The sequence below is a fragment of the Syntrophorhabdaceae bacterium genome (genome assembly GCA_028698615.1).
Classification (GTDB): domain Bacteria; phylum Desulfobacterota; class Syntrophorhabdia; order Syntrophorhabdales; family Syntrophorhabdaceae; genus Delta-02.
Map to the genome: position 1 here is coordinate 1 of JAQVWF010000008.1, position 16,593 is coordinate 16,593.

At 56.8% G+C, this 16,593-nt stretch carries 13 protein-coding genes and 1 pseudogene; 9 read left to right on the plus strand and 5 right to left on the minus strand.

The genetic code is table 11. From position 1 onward, the window contains the following. Positions 1–234 precede the first annotated feature (234 nt). Positions 235–1,590, minus strand: a complete 1,356-nt coding sequence (locus PHC90_04670; protein ID MDD3845636.1) for a hemolysin family protein — start codon at positions 1,588–1,590, stop codon at positions 235–237. 152 nt (positions 1,591–1,742) lie between these two features. Beyond that, the gene (locus tag PHC90_04675) at positions 1,743–2,891 is read right to left on the minus strand and encodes an AAA family ATPase (protein MDD3845637.1); all 1,149 of its coding nucleotides are present in this window, start codon (positions 2,889–2,891) and stop codon (positions 1,743–1,745) included. 274 nt (positions 2,892–3,165) lie between these two features. Between PHC90_04675 and PHC90_04680 the strand changes: the two genes are divergently transcribed. Both PHC90_04680 and PHC90_04685 read left to right on the plus strand, forming a co-directional pair. Further along, a complete protein-coding gene (locus PHC90_04680; protein ID MDD3845638.1) occupies positions 3,166–3,585 on the plus strand; it encodes a secondary thiamine-phosphate synthase enzyme YjbQ in 420 nt (139 codons plus the stop codon). A gap of 12 nt (positions 3,586–3,597) precedes the next feature. Continuing rightward, the gene (locus PHC90_04685) at positions 3,598–4,119 is read left to right on the plus strand and encodes a hypothetical protein (protein ID MDD3845639.1); all 522 of its coding nucleotides are present in this window, start codon (positions 3,598–3,600) and stop codon (positions 4,117–4,119) included. Between the two features lie 32 nt (positions 4,120–4,151). Here PHC90_04685 and PHC90_04690 read toward each other — a convergent pair whose 3' ends face one another. Next, positions 4,152–4,607, minus strand: coding sequence for an ATP-binding protein (locus PHC90_04690; protein ID MDD3845640.1), 456 nt, complete (start codon positions 4,605–4,607; stop codon positions 4,152–4,154). Between the two features lie 26 nt (positions 4,608–4,633). Further along, positions 4,634–5,833, minus strand: a complete 1,200-nt coding sequence (gene amrB / locus PHC90_04695; protein ID MDD3845641.1) for an AmmeMemoRadiSam system protein B — start codon at positions 5,831–5,833, stop codon at positions 4,634–4,636. Between the two features lie 154 nt (positions 5,834–5,987). Between amrB and PHC90_04700 the strand changes: the two genes are divergently transcribed. From PHC90_04700 to PHC90_04720, 5 genes and pseudogenes are all read left to right on the plus strand, one after another. After that, complete coding sequence (locus PHC90_04700; protein ID MDD3845642.1) at positions 5,988–6,479, plus strand: 4Fe-4S dicluster domain-containing protein; 492 nt, start codon at positions 5,988–5,990, stop codon at positions 6,477–6,479. Continuing rightward, a complete protein-coding gene (locus tag PHC90_04705) occupies positions 6,476–7,348 on the plus strand; it encodes a heterodisulfide reductase-related iron-sulfur binding cluster (GenBank protein ID MDD3845643.1) in 873 nt (290 codons plus the stop codon). Before PHC90_04700 ends, PHC90_04705 begins: the two co-directional genes overlap by 4 nt. Further along, positions 7,345–7,728, plus strand: coding sequence for a hypothetical protein (locus PHC90_04710; protein MDD3845644.1), 384 nt, complete (start codon positions 7,345–7,347; stop codon positions 7,726–7,728). The genes PHC90_04705 and PHC90_04710 overlap by 4 nt, the downstream gene beginning before the upstream one ends. Before the next feature lie 42 nt (positions 7,729–7,770). Then, the gene (locus tag PHC90_04715) at positions 7,771–12,180 is read left to right on the plus strand and encodes an FAD-dependent oxidoreductase (protein ID MDD3845645.1); all 4,410 of its coding nucleotides are present in this window, start codon (positions 7,771–7,773) and stop codon (positions 12,178–12,180) included. A gap of 141 nt (positions 12,181–12,321) precedes the next feature. Beyond that, positions 12,322–12,687, plus strand: a pseudogene (locus PHC90_04720) (hydrogenase iron-sulfur subunit). Positions 12,688–12,707: 20 nt separating this feature from the next. Here PHC90_04720 and PHC90_04725 read toward each other — a convergent pair. Beyond that, positions 12,708–13,445 carry an SDR family NAD(P)-dependent oxidoreductase gene (locus tag PHC90_04725; GenBank protein MDD3845646.1) on the minus strand — a complete coding sequence of 246 codons (738 nt, stop codon included), beginning with the start codon at positions 13,443–13,445 and terminating at the stop codon, positions 12,708–12,710. Between the two features lie 160 nt (positions 13,446–13,605). Between PHC90_04725 and PHC90_04730 the strand changes: the two genes are divergently transcribed. Continuing rightward, positions 13,606–13,932, plus strand: coding sequence for a hypothetical protein (locus tag PHC90_04730; GenBank protein ID MDD3845647.1), 327 nt, complete (start codon positions 13,606–13,608; stop codon positions 13,930–13,932). Positions 13,933–14,031: 99 nt separating this feature from the next. Beyond that, positions 14,032–16,590 (plus strand): ATP-binding protein, encoded by a 2,559-nt coding sequence (locus PHC90_04735; GenBank protein MDD3845648.1) that lies wholly within the window; start codon positions 14,032–14,034, stop codon positions 16,588–16,590. Positions 16,591–16,593: the final 3 nt, after the last annotated feature.

The window sequence follows — 16,593 nt, forward strand, 5'->3', positions numbered from 1 at the left end:
GCTTCGGGAGCAAGAGGCCGCTGGTTCAAATCCAGTCATCCCGACCATTCTTCTGCGCGTTCCATCATTATCCGCATAGCATAAAATCAAGCACACCATGACCTGATGAAACACATGTGTTCTCTGGAAATAAGGGGAGGGATATCTTTGTGGCCGGCAGGTGTGACATCCTGTCTGAACAAATCGCTGCAAAACATTGCGTGATATGGGTGCATGCAGATCGGCCTCGATCGGCTACTCTGTTTGAGTGTCCGCTTTCTCAGGCTCCCCATCACTTTTCAGCGGAACGACGAGTATCTTGTCTATCCTGTTTCCATCCATGTCCACGACCTCAAAACGCCAATCCGACCATTCAAACGCGGAACCCGTGGAAGGAATACTGGAAAAATGAAAAAGCATGAAACCGGCGATCGTATGATAATGGTCCATGTCTTCCTCGGGCATGGCATCGATCCCGAAGAGCTCTTTGAACCTATCAATGGGGAACAGTCCGTCGATCAGCCAGGAACCATCTTCGCGGCGAACAACGTCAAGGTCCGCAGCCACTTCCGAGGACGGCAGGTCGCCTACCATGGCTTCCAGTATATTGTGGAGCGTGACGATGCCCTGGACCGTCCCGTACTCATCGATGACCAGAGCCAGGTGGGTTGCGGACTGCTTGAAGAGTCCCAGCACCTTGAGCGCCCGCAGTCGTTCCGGCACGTAGAGGGGTTGCCTGAGGACCAGGTGTATGCCCTCCCCCTTTGCGCCCATGGACTGCGCCCAAAGATCTTTGACAGAGACAACACCCACTATATTATCAGGGTCCTTGCTGTACACCGGAAAGGAGGAATGGCCGCTTGCCGTGATCTTTTCCGTTATCTCCTCGGGACGGGCGTCGATATTGAGAGAGACGATATCGGGCCTCGGCGTCATCAGATCATTCACATCAAGATCCCCAAGATCCAGTGCGCGGTTCACAACATCCTGTTCGTCCTTTTCCATTATCCCCGCCCGCGTGCTCTCCTCGATGATGATCTTTATCTCGGCTTCGGTGTGTGACGCGTCCTCCTTTGGACGCGCCCCAAAGATACTCAAAACCGCATTGGTCGACAGGCTCAAGAGAAAACTGAAAGGTTTGACGAGCCGCGTCACGAAACCCATTGGCGCGGCCATAAAAGAAGAGATCCTCTCCGGATTATTGAGCGCCAATCTCTTGGGAACCAGTTCTCCTATTATGAGAGACAGGTAGGTGATCCCGACAACAACGACTCCAATTCCAACGGCCTGGCCATATTTGCCGATGAAAACAATACCGCTTAACCAGTTGCCGAGGCTTTTCGCAATGGTCGCGCCACCGAACACCCCGGCCAGAATACCCACGAGAGAAATACCGATCTGTATCGTGGAAAGGAACCTGTTGGGGTCTCCGATGGCATCGAGCGCCTTTTCCGCCCCGGCGTCACCGTCATCGGCCCGTTGCTGAAGGCGTGACTTTCGGGAGGACACCATCGCCATTTCCGTCATTGCAAGAATGCCGTTGACCACGATGAGCGCAAGTATAATGATAATTTCCGTCTGGATGGACAAGGATCGGGGAACGTCATTCATGATAAGGCATATAGTATACTACAGTTCGGGCACCGAAGACAAAATTGTCTGCCGCTGGAGGGCACATGTACCTCAATCCCATCATGCCATGGAATTCTCAACGACTCCATCTGTTGTCTCCGGAGATGCAGGAAGAAGACTCTTCCCGGGGTCTAACCCTGGTCCGCCGCTCTTTGCTTTTCCAGCCAGCCCGCCGGATTGCAGATATGGACATCCAGACCGGCAATGTGTTTTTCATAGCCCGGCATGGAAATGGGAGAAATAATATAATTGTTTCCTTCGGGATACCAGTTCCGGAACAGTTTGAGCCCCGCGGGGTTGAAGACGTCAGGGTCCCACTCACACTCGATGGCATCTACCCCGTCTTCCGTGCCGGGGACAATGAAATCGACCTTTCGGTCATCTGCCCATCGCCAGTATTGAACCTGTGAGTCCCGCACATGGGTTTCAAGATATTCAAGGACGACGTGCTCCCAGAGGGGATCATGGTCATCCGGGCGCAGCGGGTCCCACCCTCTTGCAAAACTCACGAAACCGGTATCGAACCCATAGACCCTGGGCATCTTTATTATCTCCTTCTGCCCTCTTCCATGGAACGGCCGCACGATGGTTATTGCCCGGGTAGCTTCCAGGGCCCTCACATGCTCCGCAACGGTGGGACGGCTTATACGCAGGGTTTCAGATGCCCGGGCTGTCTCGAAAGGTTCTCCGCTTTGCCTCAAAAGATACTCGAAGAGCATGTTGAACTTATCGGCATCGCGGAAGGCAAAGGACTGTTGAATATCCCGTTCAAAAAAGGTATCCATCCATTCGCGATAAAACCCAGCTGGCCTTGGAGCTGTCAGAAGCACCTCGGGAAGGCCTCCGTGGTAAAGCCGCTTTTCCAGGGAAACATTGAATGCAGGGAGTTCGTCCCACAGGACAGGGCCAAGATGAATAAGACGCCTCCTGTCTCCCAGAATGTCAGTGGTCTTGCCTGCGGCCACGGTAGATGAGGCGGCGATGATCTTCAACCGGGGAAAGAGATCAGCACCCGTCTTAAGGACGGCCATGGCGCCGGGAAACCTGTGAATGTCGTCAAAGGCAACAACGGGGCGATCGCAGGCGCGAAAGAACAGTTCCGGATCCTCTCCGATATGGGCCGAGAGGACCGGGTCACAGTCGACATAGAGCATCCGCTCCGTCCCCAGACCCCGGACGAGGCTTGTCTTTCCCGCCCCTTTCACGCCGGAGAGCCAAACAATGGGTGCTTCCCTCCAGGCATCTTCTATTCTCTCTATCCACGTCGATCGTTCTATCATGCAGGGAAGATAGTTACCATATATTCGGAATAAACGTCAAGTAGAGCATGGAAGTTACATCCTGTCCCGTCCTCCCTCGTCTCGATGGTTATCGGCATTTTTCCTCCATCCCACCCTGCGCAAAATCCTTTAAATACATGGTAATCTCTGGTAGTTTAAAATGAGGACCAGGGCAGGGGTAAGAGGCAGTACGTAATGGGAAGGAAAAGCAAGCCGTTTTTCCTGTTACCCGTTACCTATCACCCATGCTGCGTCATCACGAGAGGCGGGTAATATGAAGATCGTTAGCAAGCACAAAGAGTTTTCAACGCAGGGCAGCGGGGACCTTATCGATATAACCCGGGAGCTGGTCGACGCCCTGGCTAAAAGCGGCCTCGCCGCAGGCGCCATGACTGTCTTTGTGCAGGGTTCCACGGCGGGCATCACCACCTTCGAATACGAGCCGGGACTTATCGGCGACGTGAGGGAATTCTACGAAAAGATAGTCCCCTCTGACCGCGGCTATCACCACGATGAAACCTGGGGCGATGCCAACGGCTTCAGTCACCTCAGGGCCACTCTGACGGGTCAGTCGCTGACCGTACCATTCGATGCAGGCAGACTCCTCCTCGGGACCTGGCAGCAAGTGGTCCTCGCCGAGTTCGACAATCAGCCCCGGAAGCGGCTCGTGGTGATCCAGATGATAGGAGAATAAAAGGGCAACGACATGCTTGACATAGACCGGAGATTCCTCATGCGCATCTTTGTCCTCGGGGGAAATTGCATAAGGATTTTCGTTTGTCTCGGAATCGCCCTCCTCCTGCTTTCGTCTGCCGGATGCAGGAAGCCGGAACCTGCCCGGGTCATCCTTTTAGTGGAGGGTCAGCTTTTCTCCGGCGCGCTGGTCATCATCGACGGAAAAGAGGCGGGAAAGTTGACGCAGACCCTCATCAAACCCGACGGTAAGCTCTTTATCGACGGCATCTACAGTGTCACCTTGCCCCCCGGCCACCGGGACATCCCGGAAGAGGACGACTACGAGGGAACCCTTGACTCTCTCGCCCTCAAGGCCGGTGAACACACCATCCTCCTCGAGACGAACGACGGGAAAACCTTACAGATCACGGCCGATATACCCCCGGGCCGTCACCTCGTCACGTATCTCTCCGACGATGGCAAGCTGACATGGAACAACACCAAACTGGACGCCGCCCCCGGGACAACGGTCATCATACGTTCCACGAAGTAGGGATTGGTTATTGTTTATTATCTTCTGTGTGGCTATTGTCTTCTCATCCCTCCCGGGTCGTGGGAGACGGTGAAGATGAGGATGTTCCTGTTGGAGCTTCGCTTGTATTCGATGTTTCTCGCGGCTCTTTTCATGATCTTCGTTGACGGTTTCTCGCCGGCTGCGAAGAAATCATCCACCTCGGGGAACGTGCCTGCGAGCAGCATATTGAAGGGCGCACCCGTGTCGGAGATGGTGATATAGAGCGCGCCGGTGTCATGAACGGAACAGGAGATCTCTATCTCGGCGGCCGTCTGGCGGCACGCAAACCGTATGATATTGTTGACGGCTTCTTCAATGGCACGGCAGAGGTCTTCCACGGTGGTGTCGCTGTAGCAACACTCCAGGGCCATGGAGCGGACGAAACCAACAAACTCCGGTACGAAGGACGCCTCGGCGGGTCTTGTGATCACGTCGGGTGGTGCATCGGTCTCTTTCATTCTTGTCATGGTAACCTCAATCGCTTTTCAGAATCTTATCGCCGGTAGAAGACACCACCGGCGAAGCTCACCGAAGACTGCCCGTCCGTCCATTGCTCATAGCTCACTATGTCGGATGTGCATCCTTCAAGAAGCTTGAGCTGGAAAAAGATGGGGGTAAGGCCGCAGATCCTTCGGCTGTCCCCTTCGTTCTGTATGGCACGGAAAAAAGCATCCCCGTCTACGTTCCTGATATGTTCCAGAAGACCCGCGTCCTTTTGTCGCGAACTCTCAAGGGTCATGCCGTCGAGGGGATAACGGTCACCGAACTGCGCCCCGATGTGAGCGAGATCGGCCCCCGAGAGGATGCAGTAAGGCTTACCGTAGGCATGAAGGACATTCCTCAGGTTTTCCGTGAGAAGCCTCACCTCTTCGTCATCCGTCCCCTTCATGCCACCAACGTATTCATGCATGGATCCCGTCAGGATGGGCAAAACCTCGAAATCCTCCTGGATCATGAACTGGATGAGAGGCAGCTGCAGTTCAATGGAATGCTCGGAACGGTGCGGCCACTCGTCTATGTACCTCTTCAGAAGATCGTTCCCTTCGATGAGCTCCCGCAGTCCCTGCCCGCAGGATATGGTTTCCAGGGGCGTCTCGAAATCCTTGAGGGATATGCTCCAGAGACCCTCGGTGAAACGATGGGAGGTACCGAAAATGACGATGAGCGGTTTGGCCCCCCGCCTCAGGTAGGGATATATCTCGCGATACACCTTAATGCCCCTCTCGTAGTCGATATGGGGTGCAAGAATGCCCGCAACTTCCCCTGATGGGACAACATTTTCCACACTGCCGTCGAACATCTCATCAAGGAAAGACAGGAGTTCCATCCGGTTCGATGCGTAGCCCTTTCCTGCCAGGTATGCCTTTCTCACCGGCGCGTTGCAGTACTCATCACGCAGTTCCTTCACATACGTGTCGTAACGGTCGCCCTCGAGGAAAAAGTTTTCTTCCATCACCCGCACAAGGTCCTCTATGTGCTCCAGATACACCATCTCTCCGACGGTGCGCATGAATTCCGCCTGAATGTCCCGAAGCGTTCTGGTTCCGTCCATGAGGGACACCATGAAGGCCACGTCCCTCGACACGGCGAGGGCCTGCTCCACGACGCCTGCGGCGTCACGCAGGAGTATAAGCTCCTGCCCTTCCTGCTCAAAGGGGACTGCCTCGATAAAACGAAGTTTCGGCCTTTCCATGCCACAAGGTATACCATAACGGCGCCAAAGATGGAAGACGGCAGGAGGCCGCGGCGAGGAAAATCCATTTGACATCACGGAGATAAAATTTAAGAATAAGAGTCTGACTATGCCGCACCCTTCTTTCCTCGACGAAATTGAAACAAGGTCAGAGGTGACCGTTTCAGAGTGTTACCAGTGCTGCCGCTGCACCAACGGATGCCCCGTCGCCTCCGACATGGAGATCGTCCCCCACAGGGTTATGGGCTACATCCTCAAAGGCGAGCGCGAAAAGGTCCTGTCGTCGACCTCCCCGTGGAGGTGTCTCCAGTGTGCCACCTGCAGCATCCGCTGCCCGAACGGCATCGACATCGCCCATGTCTTCGAGATCCTGAGGCGGCTGGCCATCGAATCGGGGCTTGCCGCAAAGGGCGGCACCTGGTGTTTTGACGACCTCATCATTAAAAGCGTCGCAAGACACGGCCGCCTCAGCGAGTTGGAAGCGGTCACGCGCTATCGCCTGTCGAACAGGGAGTTCCTGAAAGATGCCGCCATGGGAATTGACATGCTGAAGAGGGGAAGGATCGGCCTGACATCGCACAATGTCCGCGGCAGGAAAACGCTGGGAGCGATCATACGGGAAATACGGGAGAGGACCGGCACATGATCACCCTCTCCTACTACCCCGGCTGCTCCCTGAGATCCTCGAGCGCCTTCTATGACCGCTCCCTGCGAAAGGTCCTCTCCTTTTACGGGGTGAACCTGAAGGAACTTGACGACTGGTCGTGCTGCGGGGCCGCCGCCGCGCCGGCCATCAACGAAGAACTGGCGGACGTGTTGAGCGCACGCAACATCGCCCTCGCTGAGCGGGCCGGCCTTCATCTCCTTGCCCCCTGCTCGGCCTGCTACGCCCGCACAAAAGCGGGCGCCATGAAGATAGCCGGACGCAGGCGGACACGGGATATGGTCAACCAGGCCCTGGCCCCCATGCACTGCAGCGGCTCCGTGGAGGTCAAGAACATCATCGAGGTCTTTCTCGAGTACGTAGGCATCGAGCGGATAGCCGCTTCGGTAGAGTACGGCATCGGTTCCATCCGCGCTGTACCCTATTACGGGTGTCTTCTCACCCGTATCATGGGGGCCCCCTCTTCCGACGATCGTGAAGATCCCTCAGGCATGGATGTCCTTCTCGATGCCCTCGGCGTCGATGTAGTTCCCTGGCAATACAAGACCGAATGCTGTGGAGCGGGGTCAACGGTCACGAACAGCGACACGACGGCGGAGCTTTCCGGGCGCATCATGACGATGGCCCTGCGTGCGGGGGCTAGCGCCATTGTCACCACCTGCCCCCTCTGCCAGCTCAATCTCGACCTCACCGTCCACCTGAGAGAAGACCTCGCGAAGATCCCCGTCCTCTTCCTGACGGAGATCTTCGAACTCGCCCTTTTCGGCTCCACCGGGGGTACCAGGGGACACCTTATATCCATGGCCGATATAGAACGATCGGTGGAAACGCTCGGAGGCGACAGCGCATGAGGGAGCCGGGGGATGTCTGCTGCCTCGACAACGGGCGCGACGGGATGCTCGCCTATGTAAGGAGCCACGATCCCGACGGAGCCGAAAGGCTCGAAAAGCTCCTTAAGAGAAAAGACGTTCTCATGACAGGGAACTCCTACGGCGAGCGCCTGACGGAGCGGCAATTCTCTCTTGTTTTCGATCCCTTGCTCGCCCGCGCCGTGGAGCGTTCTCAGATACTGGAAAGTCTCGGAGCCGGGGAGGCGTCCGTGCCGGACCTTGCCGGGAAACTGGGAATGGCGGCGAGGGTCGTCTTCGATCACCTGAAGGAACTGGCGCGGAGGGACCTTGTCGAGATCGCGGGCTACGAAGACCGCGACGCACTGTACAGGAGAAAATGAAACCGAATCGGAGAAGATCACCCACGGAAGGGAACGGCCCGAATGGATAGAACGGGAAAGGTCCTCGTCATAGGGGGAGGCATCGCAGGAATGGAGGCATCCCTCAATCTCGTCGAGGCCGGATTCAAGGTCTATCTCGCCGACCGGAAGCCGAACATCGGCGGGAATATGGCCCAGCTCGACAAGATATTCCCCACCAACGACTGTTCCATGTGCGTCATGGCGCCGAAGCTTGTAGAGGTGGGGAAGAATCCCAACATCGAGCTTCTCATGAACTCCGAGGTCTTCCGTCTGGAAGGGGGTCCCGGACATTTCAGGGTCACCCTTCGCACACGGCCAAGACGCGTCCTCCCCGACCGGTGCACGTCCTGCGCCTCCTGTTCGGAGGCGTGCCCCCTGGAGGTCGGCAATGTCTACAACGAGGAGATGTCGCTTCGCAGCGCCGCCTTCGTCAACTTTCCCCAGGCCATACCCTCCACATACATGATCGACCGGCAGCTCTCCCCCTGCATCTTCACCTGCCCCATCAACCTCAACGCCCGCGACTACATCGGCCTCATCGCCGAAGGAAGGTTTCTTGAGGCCCTTGACCTTATACGGGAAAAGCTGCCCTTCCCGGGAATCATCGGAAGGATCTGCGCCCACCCCTGTGAGAATGCCTGCCTCAGAGGTAAGGAAGTGGACCAGCCGCTGGCCATCTGTGCACTCAAACGCTTTGTGGCCGACTACGAAGCACTGAGGCGCGACCCGCCCCTTCCCGTGACGAGCGCTGAAAGGAAGGGTAAGGTCGCCGTCATCGGCGCCGGACCCGCCGGCTTCACCTGCGCTGTCGAACTTCGCAAGGCGGGCTACGCCGTGACCGTCTTCGACGCCAATGAAAAGCCGGGCGGGATGCTCTACGCGGGCGTGCCCGCCTACAGGCTTCCCAGAGATGTCCTCACCCGAGAATTCTCCATCGCCGGGAGGATGGGCGTTGAACTTCGCATGAGCACCAGGGTCGGCGCGGATATCCCCCTCGAGGACGTCCTTACATCCCACGATGCGACATTCATCGCCTCCGGGGCACATGGACGGCGCAAACTGGGGCTTGAGAACGAGGATGCCCTGGGCGTGCTGAGCGCCCTCGACCTTTTGAAGGATGTGAACACCGGGAAAGAGGTCTCGCCGGGAAAAACGGTCTTCGTCGTCGGCGGCGGAAATGTCGCCATGGACACAGCCATCACCGCGCGGCGGCTGGGAGCACAGGAAGTGCATATCGTCGCCCTGGAAAAATGGGACGATATGCCTGCCCACCGCTGGGAGATAGACCAGGCCATGGAGGAAGACATCGTCTTTCACAACGCCTGGGGGCCCCGGAGGATCCTCGCTGAGAACGGCAGGCTCACCGGCATGGAACTCGCCCGCTGTGTGCGTGTCTTCAACGAGCAAGGCCTTTTCGATCCCCTCTACGATACCTCGGCAACGATCACTTTCGGGATGGACACGCTCGTCCTCGTCATCTACGAGACTATCGATACGGCATATCTCGCGGCCTCCGACACCATAGAACGGCACGCCGACGGCAAGGTCAGGGTCGACCCGGTTTCCCTGGAGACGACACGCAAGGGCGTCTTCGCGGGCGGAAACGCCGTGACGGGACCCCGCAGTGCTATTGATGCCATCGCCCAGGGAAAACGGGCCGCCGAATCGATCGTCAGGCACCTCGAGGGCCGTGACCTGCTCGAAGGCCGTCTTGCCGAGGACGATAAGATACTCGACGAGGTTCCCTTCCCCGTGCAACACAGGCCGCGGGTCTCCATTCCCAGGGTGGCCATACCCGAGCGCGAAGGTTTCGTGGAAACGGTGGGAACCCTCGACGAAAGGAGCGCCGTCGAGGAGGCGAAGCGATGCCTGAGCTGCCGACGCTGCCTTGGCTGCGGGGTCTGTGAGGAATCCTGCAGACCCGAGGCGATCGACTACCGCGAGGGGCCGGTGGAGCATGTCCTCGATGTGGGAAGCATCATAATCGCCTGCGGTTTCGACGAGTTCGATGCTTCCACCATGAAGGAACTTGGATATCTTTCCTGCGAAAACGTGCTTTCAAGCGTCGATTACGAACGGATCCTTTCCGCGACGGGACCCACGGGCGCCATCGTTATGCGGCCCTCCGACGGCAGGATACCGAAGAAGCTCGCCTTTATCCAGTGCATCGGCAGCAGGAACAAGGAGAACCCATACTGTTCCTCCATATGCTGCATGTTTGCCATGGAAGAGGCCATCATCTCAAAGGAGCACCACCGCGATATTGAACCGACGATCTTCTACATGGACACCCGCACCTTCGGAAAGGGATATGAAGAACACTATCAGCGGGCCAGGAACGAGTACGGCGTCCGATACGTAAGGTCGCTGATTTCGAAGGTCTATGAGGACCCCGGCACAAAAGACCTCGATATCACGTACACCGATGAAAAAGGTTTAGTGGTCACGGAAACCTTCGACCTCGTCGTCCTCGCCGTGGGCCTTCGCCCCTCCAAACAGCTTGCCGGTCTCGCCCGTGTCATGGATGTGGCATCCAATGAATATGGGTTCATCGAAACTGGATCCCTTTCACCGCTTTGCACATCCCGGGAAGGCATCTACGTCTGCGGGGGGTCTTCCTCGCCCAGGGATATATCGGAAACCGTCATCGAGGGTTCGGCCACTGCCTGCGCCGTCGCCTCGTCGCTCGCGCCTATGCGGTGGCACGACATCGAGGTCCCCCGGCTGCCCGATGAACGAGACGTGGCGGGGCAGGCACCGAGGATCGGCGTCTTCATATGCAACTGCGGCGTCAACATAGGAGGCGTCGTAGACGTCCCGGAGGTCAAGCGATACGCCGAAGGCCTTCCCGACGTTGTTCTCGCCGATCAATACCTCTTCACCTGCTCCCAGGATACCCAGGAAAAGATGAAAAAGATCATCCACGAGGAGAAGCTCAACCGGGTCATCGTGGCCTCCTGTTCCACGAGGACCCACGAACCCATCTTCCGGTCTCTCATCCGTGATGCCGGGCTCAATAAATACCTCTTCGAGATGGCCAATATCCGGGACCAATGCTCCTGGGTCCATATGCACGAAAAGGAAAAGGCCACGGAAAAGGCGAAGGACCTTGTAAGGATGGCCGTGGCGAACGCCCGTCATATCGAACCCCTTGAAGAAACGACGCTTCCCGTGGAGAAATGCGCCCTTGTCGTTGGCGCGGGAATAGCAGGCATGACATCGGCGCTTTCCCTTGCCGACCAGGGTTTCGAGGTACACCTCGTCGAGAAAAGGCCGCGACTCGGCGGCAACCTCGTCAACATCTTCCATACCATCGATGGCATCGATGTGCAGGAATTCCTCGGTGACATGATCGAACGGGTCGCGGGGCACGATCATATCAAGCTCCATACCGACTCCGAGGTCGTTGGCTCCGAGGGATTCAGGGGTAGCCTCCTCACCGAGATCATGACGGCGGGGCAAAAGGCACCTGAGGAGATCAAGCATGCCGTCACCATACTGGCAACGGGCGCCTCGGAGTACAGGCCCGAAGGACTTTACCTCTTTGGTGAGGACGAACGGGTCATGACCCAGCTTGACCTCGAAGCGGCCCTGAGCGACATGTCCCTGCCGCCGCCGGAGCACTGCGTCATGATCCAGTGCGTCGGCTCCCGAAATGAGCAGAGGCCATACTGCAGCAGGACGTGCTGCCTGACCGCCCTGAAGAATGCCATGGCCATGAAAAGAGCGTGGCCCGATACGGAGATCACTATCATGTTCCGCGACATGATGACCTACGGTTTTCTGGAAAAACATTACAAGGCCGCGCGGCGGCTCAGGATAAGGTTCATCCGCTTCGCGCCGGAGAACCCCCCCGTGGTGGAAAAGAAGGACGGCCGATTACATGTGCGCTGCGCCGATACCTCCCTGGGCGAGACGACCGATCACCGTGCGGACATAGTGGTACTTTCGGCCGCCGTCATTCCCAACGACACGAGCGCCCTGGCGGGCATATTCAAACTGCCCCGCACCCGGGAAGGTTTCTTTCATGAGGCCCACATGAAACTGAAGCCCATAGATTTCGCCGCGGATGGTTTCTATATGGCCGGTGCCTGCCACTCGCCGAAGAACATCCGGGAGAGCATAGCCGAGGCGACGGGCGCAGCGGCCCGGGCCGCCACCACCCTCGCGAAGGATACCATCACGGTCGGCGCGGTTGTGGCAAGGGTCGAGGCCGAAAAATGCGCCGCCTGCCTGACCTGCGTTCGTGTGTGTCCTTTCGGAATACCCGCGATAGGCGACGAGGGTAAAGTCGTCATCGATACCACCAAATGCAAAGGCTGCGGCACCTGCGCCGCCGAATGCCCTGCAAAAGCAATAGACCTCATGCACTCCCGGGACAGGCAGATAATCGAGAAGGTAAAAGCGGGAATCAGACAGATGACCAGGTGAGAAGATAATGACCAATGGCCAATTGACCAAACAAGGAAAGGGACGGGGTTGTGTCATTGTCCTTTCAAAAGGAGGCTCATGCAGAACTTCGATCCTCAGATCATAGCCTTTTGCTGCGAGTATTGAGGATATACCGCGGCGGACCTGGCAGGTTCGATGAGGCTTTCCTATCCCCCATCTGTGAAGATCGTCAAGGTGCCATGCACCGGAAGGGTGGATGCCATCCATATTCTCCAGGCCTTCGAAAACGGCGCCGACGGCGTATGCCTCGTGGGGTGTCTTGAAGGGGATTGCCATTACATGACGGGAAACATACGGGCGCGAAAGCGTGTGGAATACGCAAGGCGACTCCTCGACGAAGCGGGCATCGGCGGCGGCCGCCTGGAGATGTATAACCTGTCGTCATCGGATGGCCGTAAGTTCGCCCAGATAACAAGGGCAATAGCGGAAAGGATCCATGAATTGGGACCAAGTCCGGTTAAGAAAGCTTCAGAGCCCAGGTTTTGAGAAAACCTGAAGCCGTCCTCTCAGACTCCCCATCCTCCTGACACCTTTATCTCCGTGCCGGTTATGTAGGATGCGTCGTCGGAGGCCAAAAAAGCGACTGCTCGGGCAACTTCTTCCGGTTCGCCTATCCTGCCGAGGATGCTCTCCACTATGATGGGATCCCTGTATTTTTCAGGCATCCGCATGATGGGCGGCGTGCGTATCATGCCCGGCACAACGGCGTTTGTCGTTACGCCGTCCCTTCCCCCCTCCCGCGCAAGAGTCTTCGTCAAGCCCAGAATCCCTGCCTTGGCGGCGGCGTAGGCCACCTCACCCTTGGCCCCCATGAGACCGTATATGGAGCTTACGTTGACGATGCGGCCCCACTTGTTGGAGCGCATCTGCGGAAGGAGCAGCTTGGAAAGGAGAAAGGGCACACCGAGATGAATGGAAAGAACGGCATTGTAATCGGTCTTGTCGATCTTCGCCGTAACACCGGGCCTGTCAAACCCGGCATTGTTAACAAGAATATCGACCCGGCGGTCCGCAAGAAGCTCATCGATGACCTTCACAAGAGCCTGCGTGCGGGTAAGGTCAATGATCCGGAAAACGACGTCTGCACCTTTCCCGTTAAGATCGCGGGCAACACGGGGAAGAGTTTTCCTGTTCTTGTCCAGAAGAATAAGGCGTGCCCCCCGACGGGCGAAGACCTCGGCGCATGCCTTGCCGATACCCTGTCCGGCCCCTGTGATCAGTGCAGTTTTGTCTTTCAGGTTCATGACGGCTCCCATTGACATATTCACAAATTCTTGACTGAAACGTCATTATTTTACCGCAACGGAAGGAATGGTTACAGCAAAATGTCAAAATACTTGATTTCTTCGCTGGTTTCCTTTATTTCCTATGTACAGATCTCCCTTGAGAAGGAAACGAGGATACATGGAACTTTTTGTAGTGATGGACAAATCGATACTGGGCCGGGGCGTCTTCGCCGTCTTTTCCAGTCCTGAAAAAGCACAGTCATTCAGCGAGGACCTTTACCTGAATACCCGCTTTCGCAGCGAGGTGAAGGCCTGCTCCATTATCGGAGAAACCGGAGCTTCAGGCACGGTCTGGGCAGCACACACCTACGATCATTTCTATGATACCCATGTATTCGACGGCATTTATTCAGACAGCAACCTGGCATACGACGCGGTCGGCAAGAAAGGACTCATCATACGATTCATCATCGATTCTCCCGAAGACAGGGAGATCATCGCTTAGAAACAGAACGCGGCTCCGGCACCCATGTGACAAATATCATCGACTTTCTTGAAGGCACCATTTATCCTAGGTCTTAGCACAGGGGGAGACTGCTAACCAATGAAATTGTCGGGCTTCTTTCCGAAACGTTTCGGGTCCCGTCTTTTCATCATGACGATCATAGCCGGGTTCATCCCCATCGCGATCTTCAGCATCCTCATCCATACCTTCTCAGACAGTTTCGAATCAAGCATCCAGCGCGCCATCGACGAAGGATATAAAGAGGAGTGGACCCAGAGCTCCTCCCTCCTCACGAAGATCGGTGAAACATCGATCCGCCAGAAAGCCCACGACATCGCGGCACAGCTCGACCTCACCATTCAATCCCATCCGTATATGACGCTCGGCGATCTGAGACGCGATGCAAACTTCCGCAGCGTGGCCGTGCAGGGCATCGGGGAACGCGGATTTACGGGCCTTCATGAAACGAACACCGGCATCATCCGCTTTCACCGGGACCGCAAGGTCGAAAACACCAGTACCCGGGCCTTCCAAAAAACGCTTCCCGCATACTGGCGGATCATCAACGCGAACCGCAGCGGCAAACCGTCGGGCGGTTATTTTGACTGGATAGAACCCGATGGGAGCACCGCGCAGAAATACATGTATATCGTGCCTCTGTCCCAGTCCACTGCCGATGGCAGGCGGCTCAGTGTCTTCGTCACCGCCTACCTGGACGAATTCACGAAACCCCTGAGGGAAGCCCGGGCAATTCAGCAAAAAACGGCGAGGAACCTTCTCGACACCACGGTGGTTCTCCTCGGGTCCTTTCGCGATAAGGGACTTCTCTTCATGGGTATGGGTATCCTTCTCGTCTCCCTTGCGGCCCTCGTCATCGGCATGTATTTCTCACGCGGCATCTCACACCTCAGCGAGGCGACACGGAAGGTCAATGACGGAGACTTCGGGGTGTCGGTGCGACCCGTCCTGTCTGGCGAGATCAGGACATTGATGGAAGATTTCAACCGCATGGTGACCCGTCTCAAAGAGACAACGGTTTCCAAGGAACTCCTCGAAGAGAGTGAAGAAAGGCTCCTCGAGGCAAATATCGACCTCCGGCGTGAGATCGGCGTTCGCTCCCTTGCCGAAAATGCCCTGGCCGCAGAGAAGGAGCGTCTTGCCGTTACGCTCTGGTCCATAGGCGACGGCGTGATCACCGTCGATACGGGGGGCAAGGTCATACTCATCAACAGGGCCGCCGAAGCCCTCACCGGATACTCACAGAAGGAGGCCGAAGGCCGGTCATTCACCGAGATCTTCCCTGTCAGGGGACAATGTGCACAGGCAAACGATGATCCCGTCGGGGCCATCCTGAGAACCACCGAACCTGCCTCACTTTCAACCCCTTCCACGCTGGTGGGACGCGACGGAACGGAACACCTCGTCGCCGCCACGGCGTCCCTCATCCGAAGGGAAGATGCAACACTCATCGGCGCCGTAATTGTGTTTCGCGACGTTACCGAGCAGCACAGGATGGAGGGCGAGCTCCTCAAAGCACGGAAGCTCGAATCCATCGGTACCCTCGCCGGCGGCATCGCCCATGATTTCAACAACCTTCTTGCCGTTATCCTCGGGAACATATCCTTCGCCAGGATGCTCCTCAGCGCCGACCAGAAAGCACTGAAAAGACTCGATGAAGCGGAGAAGGCAACGATCCGGGGCAAGGACCTTTCCTACCGGCTTCTCACCTTTGCCAAAGGCGGCGCACCGGTGAAAAGGCTTACCATGCTCGATGACCTTATCCGTGACACGGCGGAACTCACGGTAAGCGGCTCCAATTCGAAGTGTGTCTACGAGCTTCCCGACGATCTCTACAGGGCGCAGATCGATGAAGGACAGATACGACAGGTCATCCACAACCTCGTCACGAACGCCCGCGAATCCATGCCCGACGGAGGCACGATAACGATAACCGCGCAGAACGTCGATCTCATCCATTCTGAGGGACCTCTTTCTCCCGGCAAATATATCCGGCTTGCCGTACAGGATACGGGGTGCGGCATTTCACCGGAAAACCTCGAGCGTGTCTTCGATCCCTACTTCACGACCAAGGAAATGGGCAGTGAAAAGGGAATGGGCCTGGGATTGGCAATCTGCTATTCTATCATCAAAAACCATAACGGTTATATCTCCGTCACATCCCAACCCGGCGCGGGAACCACGGTGCACGTCCATATAGAGGCCCGGGATGCGAAGGTGGAACCATGGCCTGCCGGCAATGCGGTAGAGGATGGGAAGGGAAGAAAGGTCCTCTGCATGGATGACGAAGAACAGGTCCGGAACCTGGCGGGGCAAATATTGAAGCACATGGGATACGATGTCGAATTCGCCCGGGACGGGTCCGAGGCCATAGATCTCTTCAGGAAAAGCACCCTGTCGGGCTCGCCCTATGACCTTGTCGTACTCGACCTTACCGTGGCCGGCGGCATGGGAGGACGCGAGGCAATGGAGAACATCCTTGCCATTAACCCTGCGGTAAAGGCGATCGTATCAAGCGGGTATGTCAATGACACGATCGTACGGGAATATAGAAAGTACGGCTTTTCGGGCGTAATCGCCAAGCCGTATTCCATCGAGCACTTCAGGAAGGTCATCGAAGAGGTCCTGTCCGGATCTTGAATA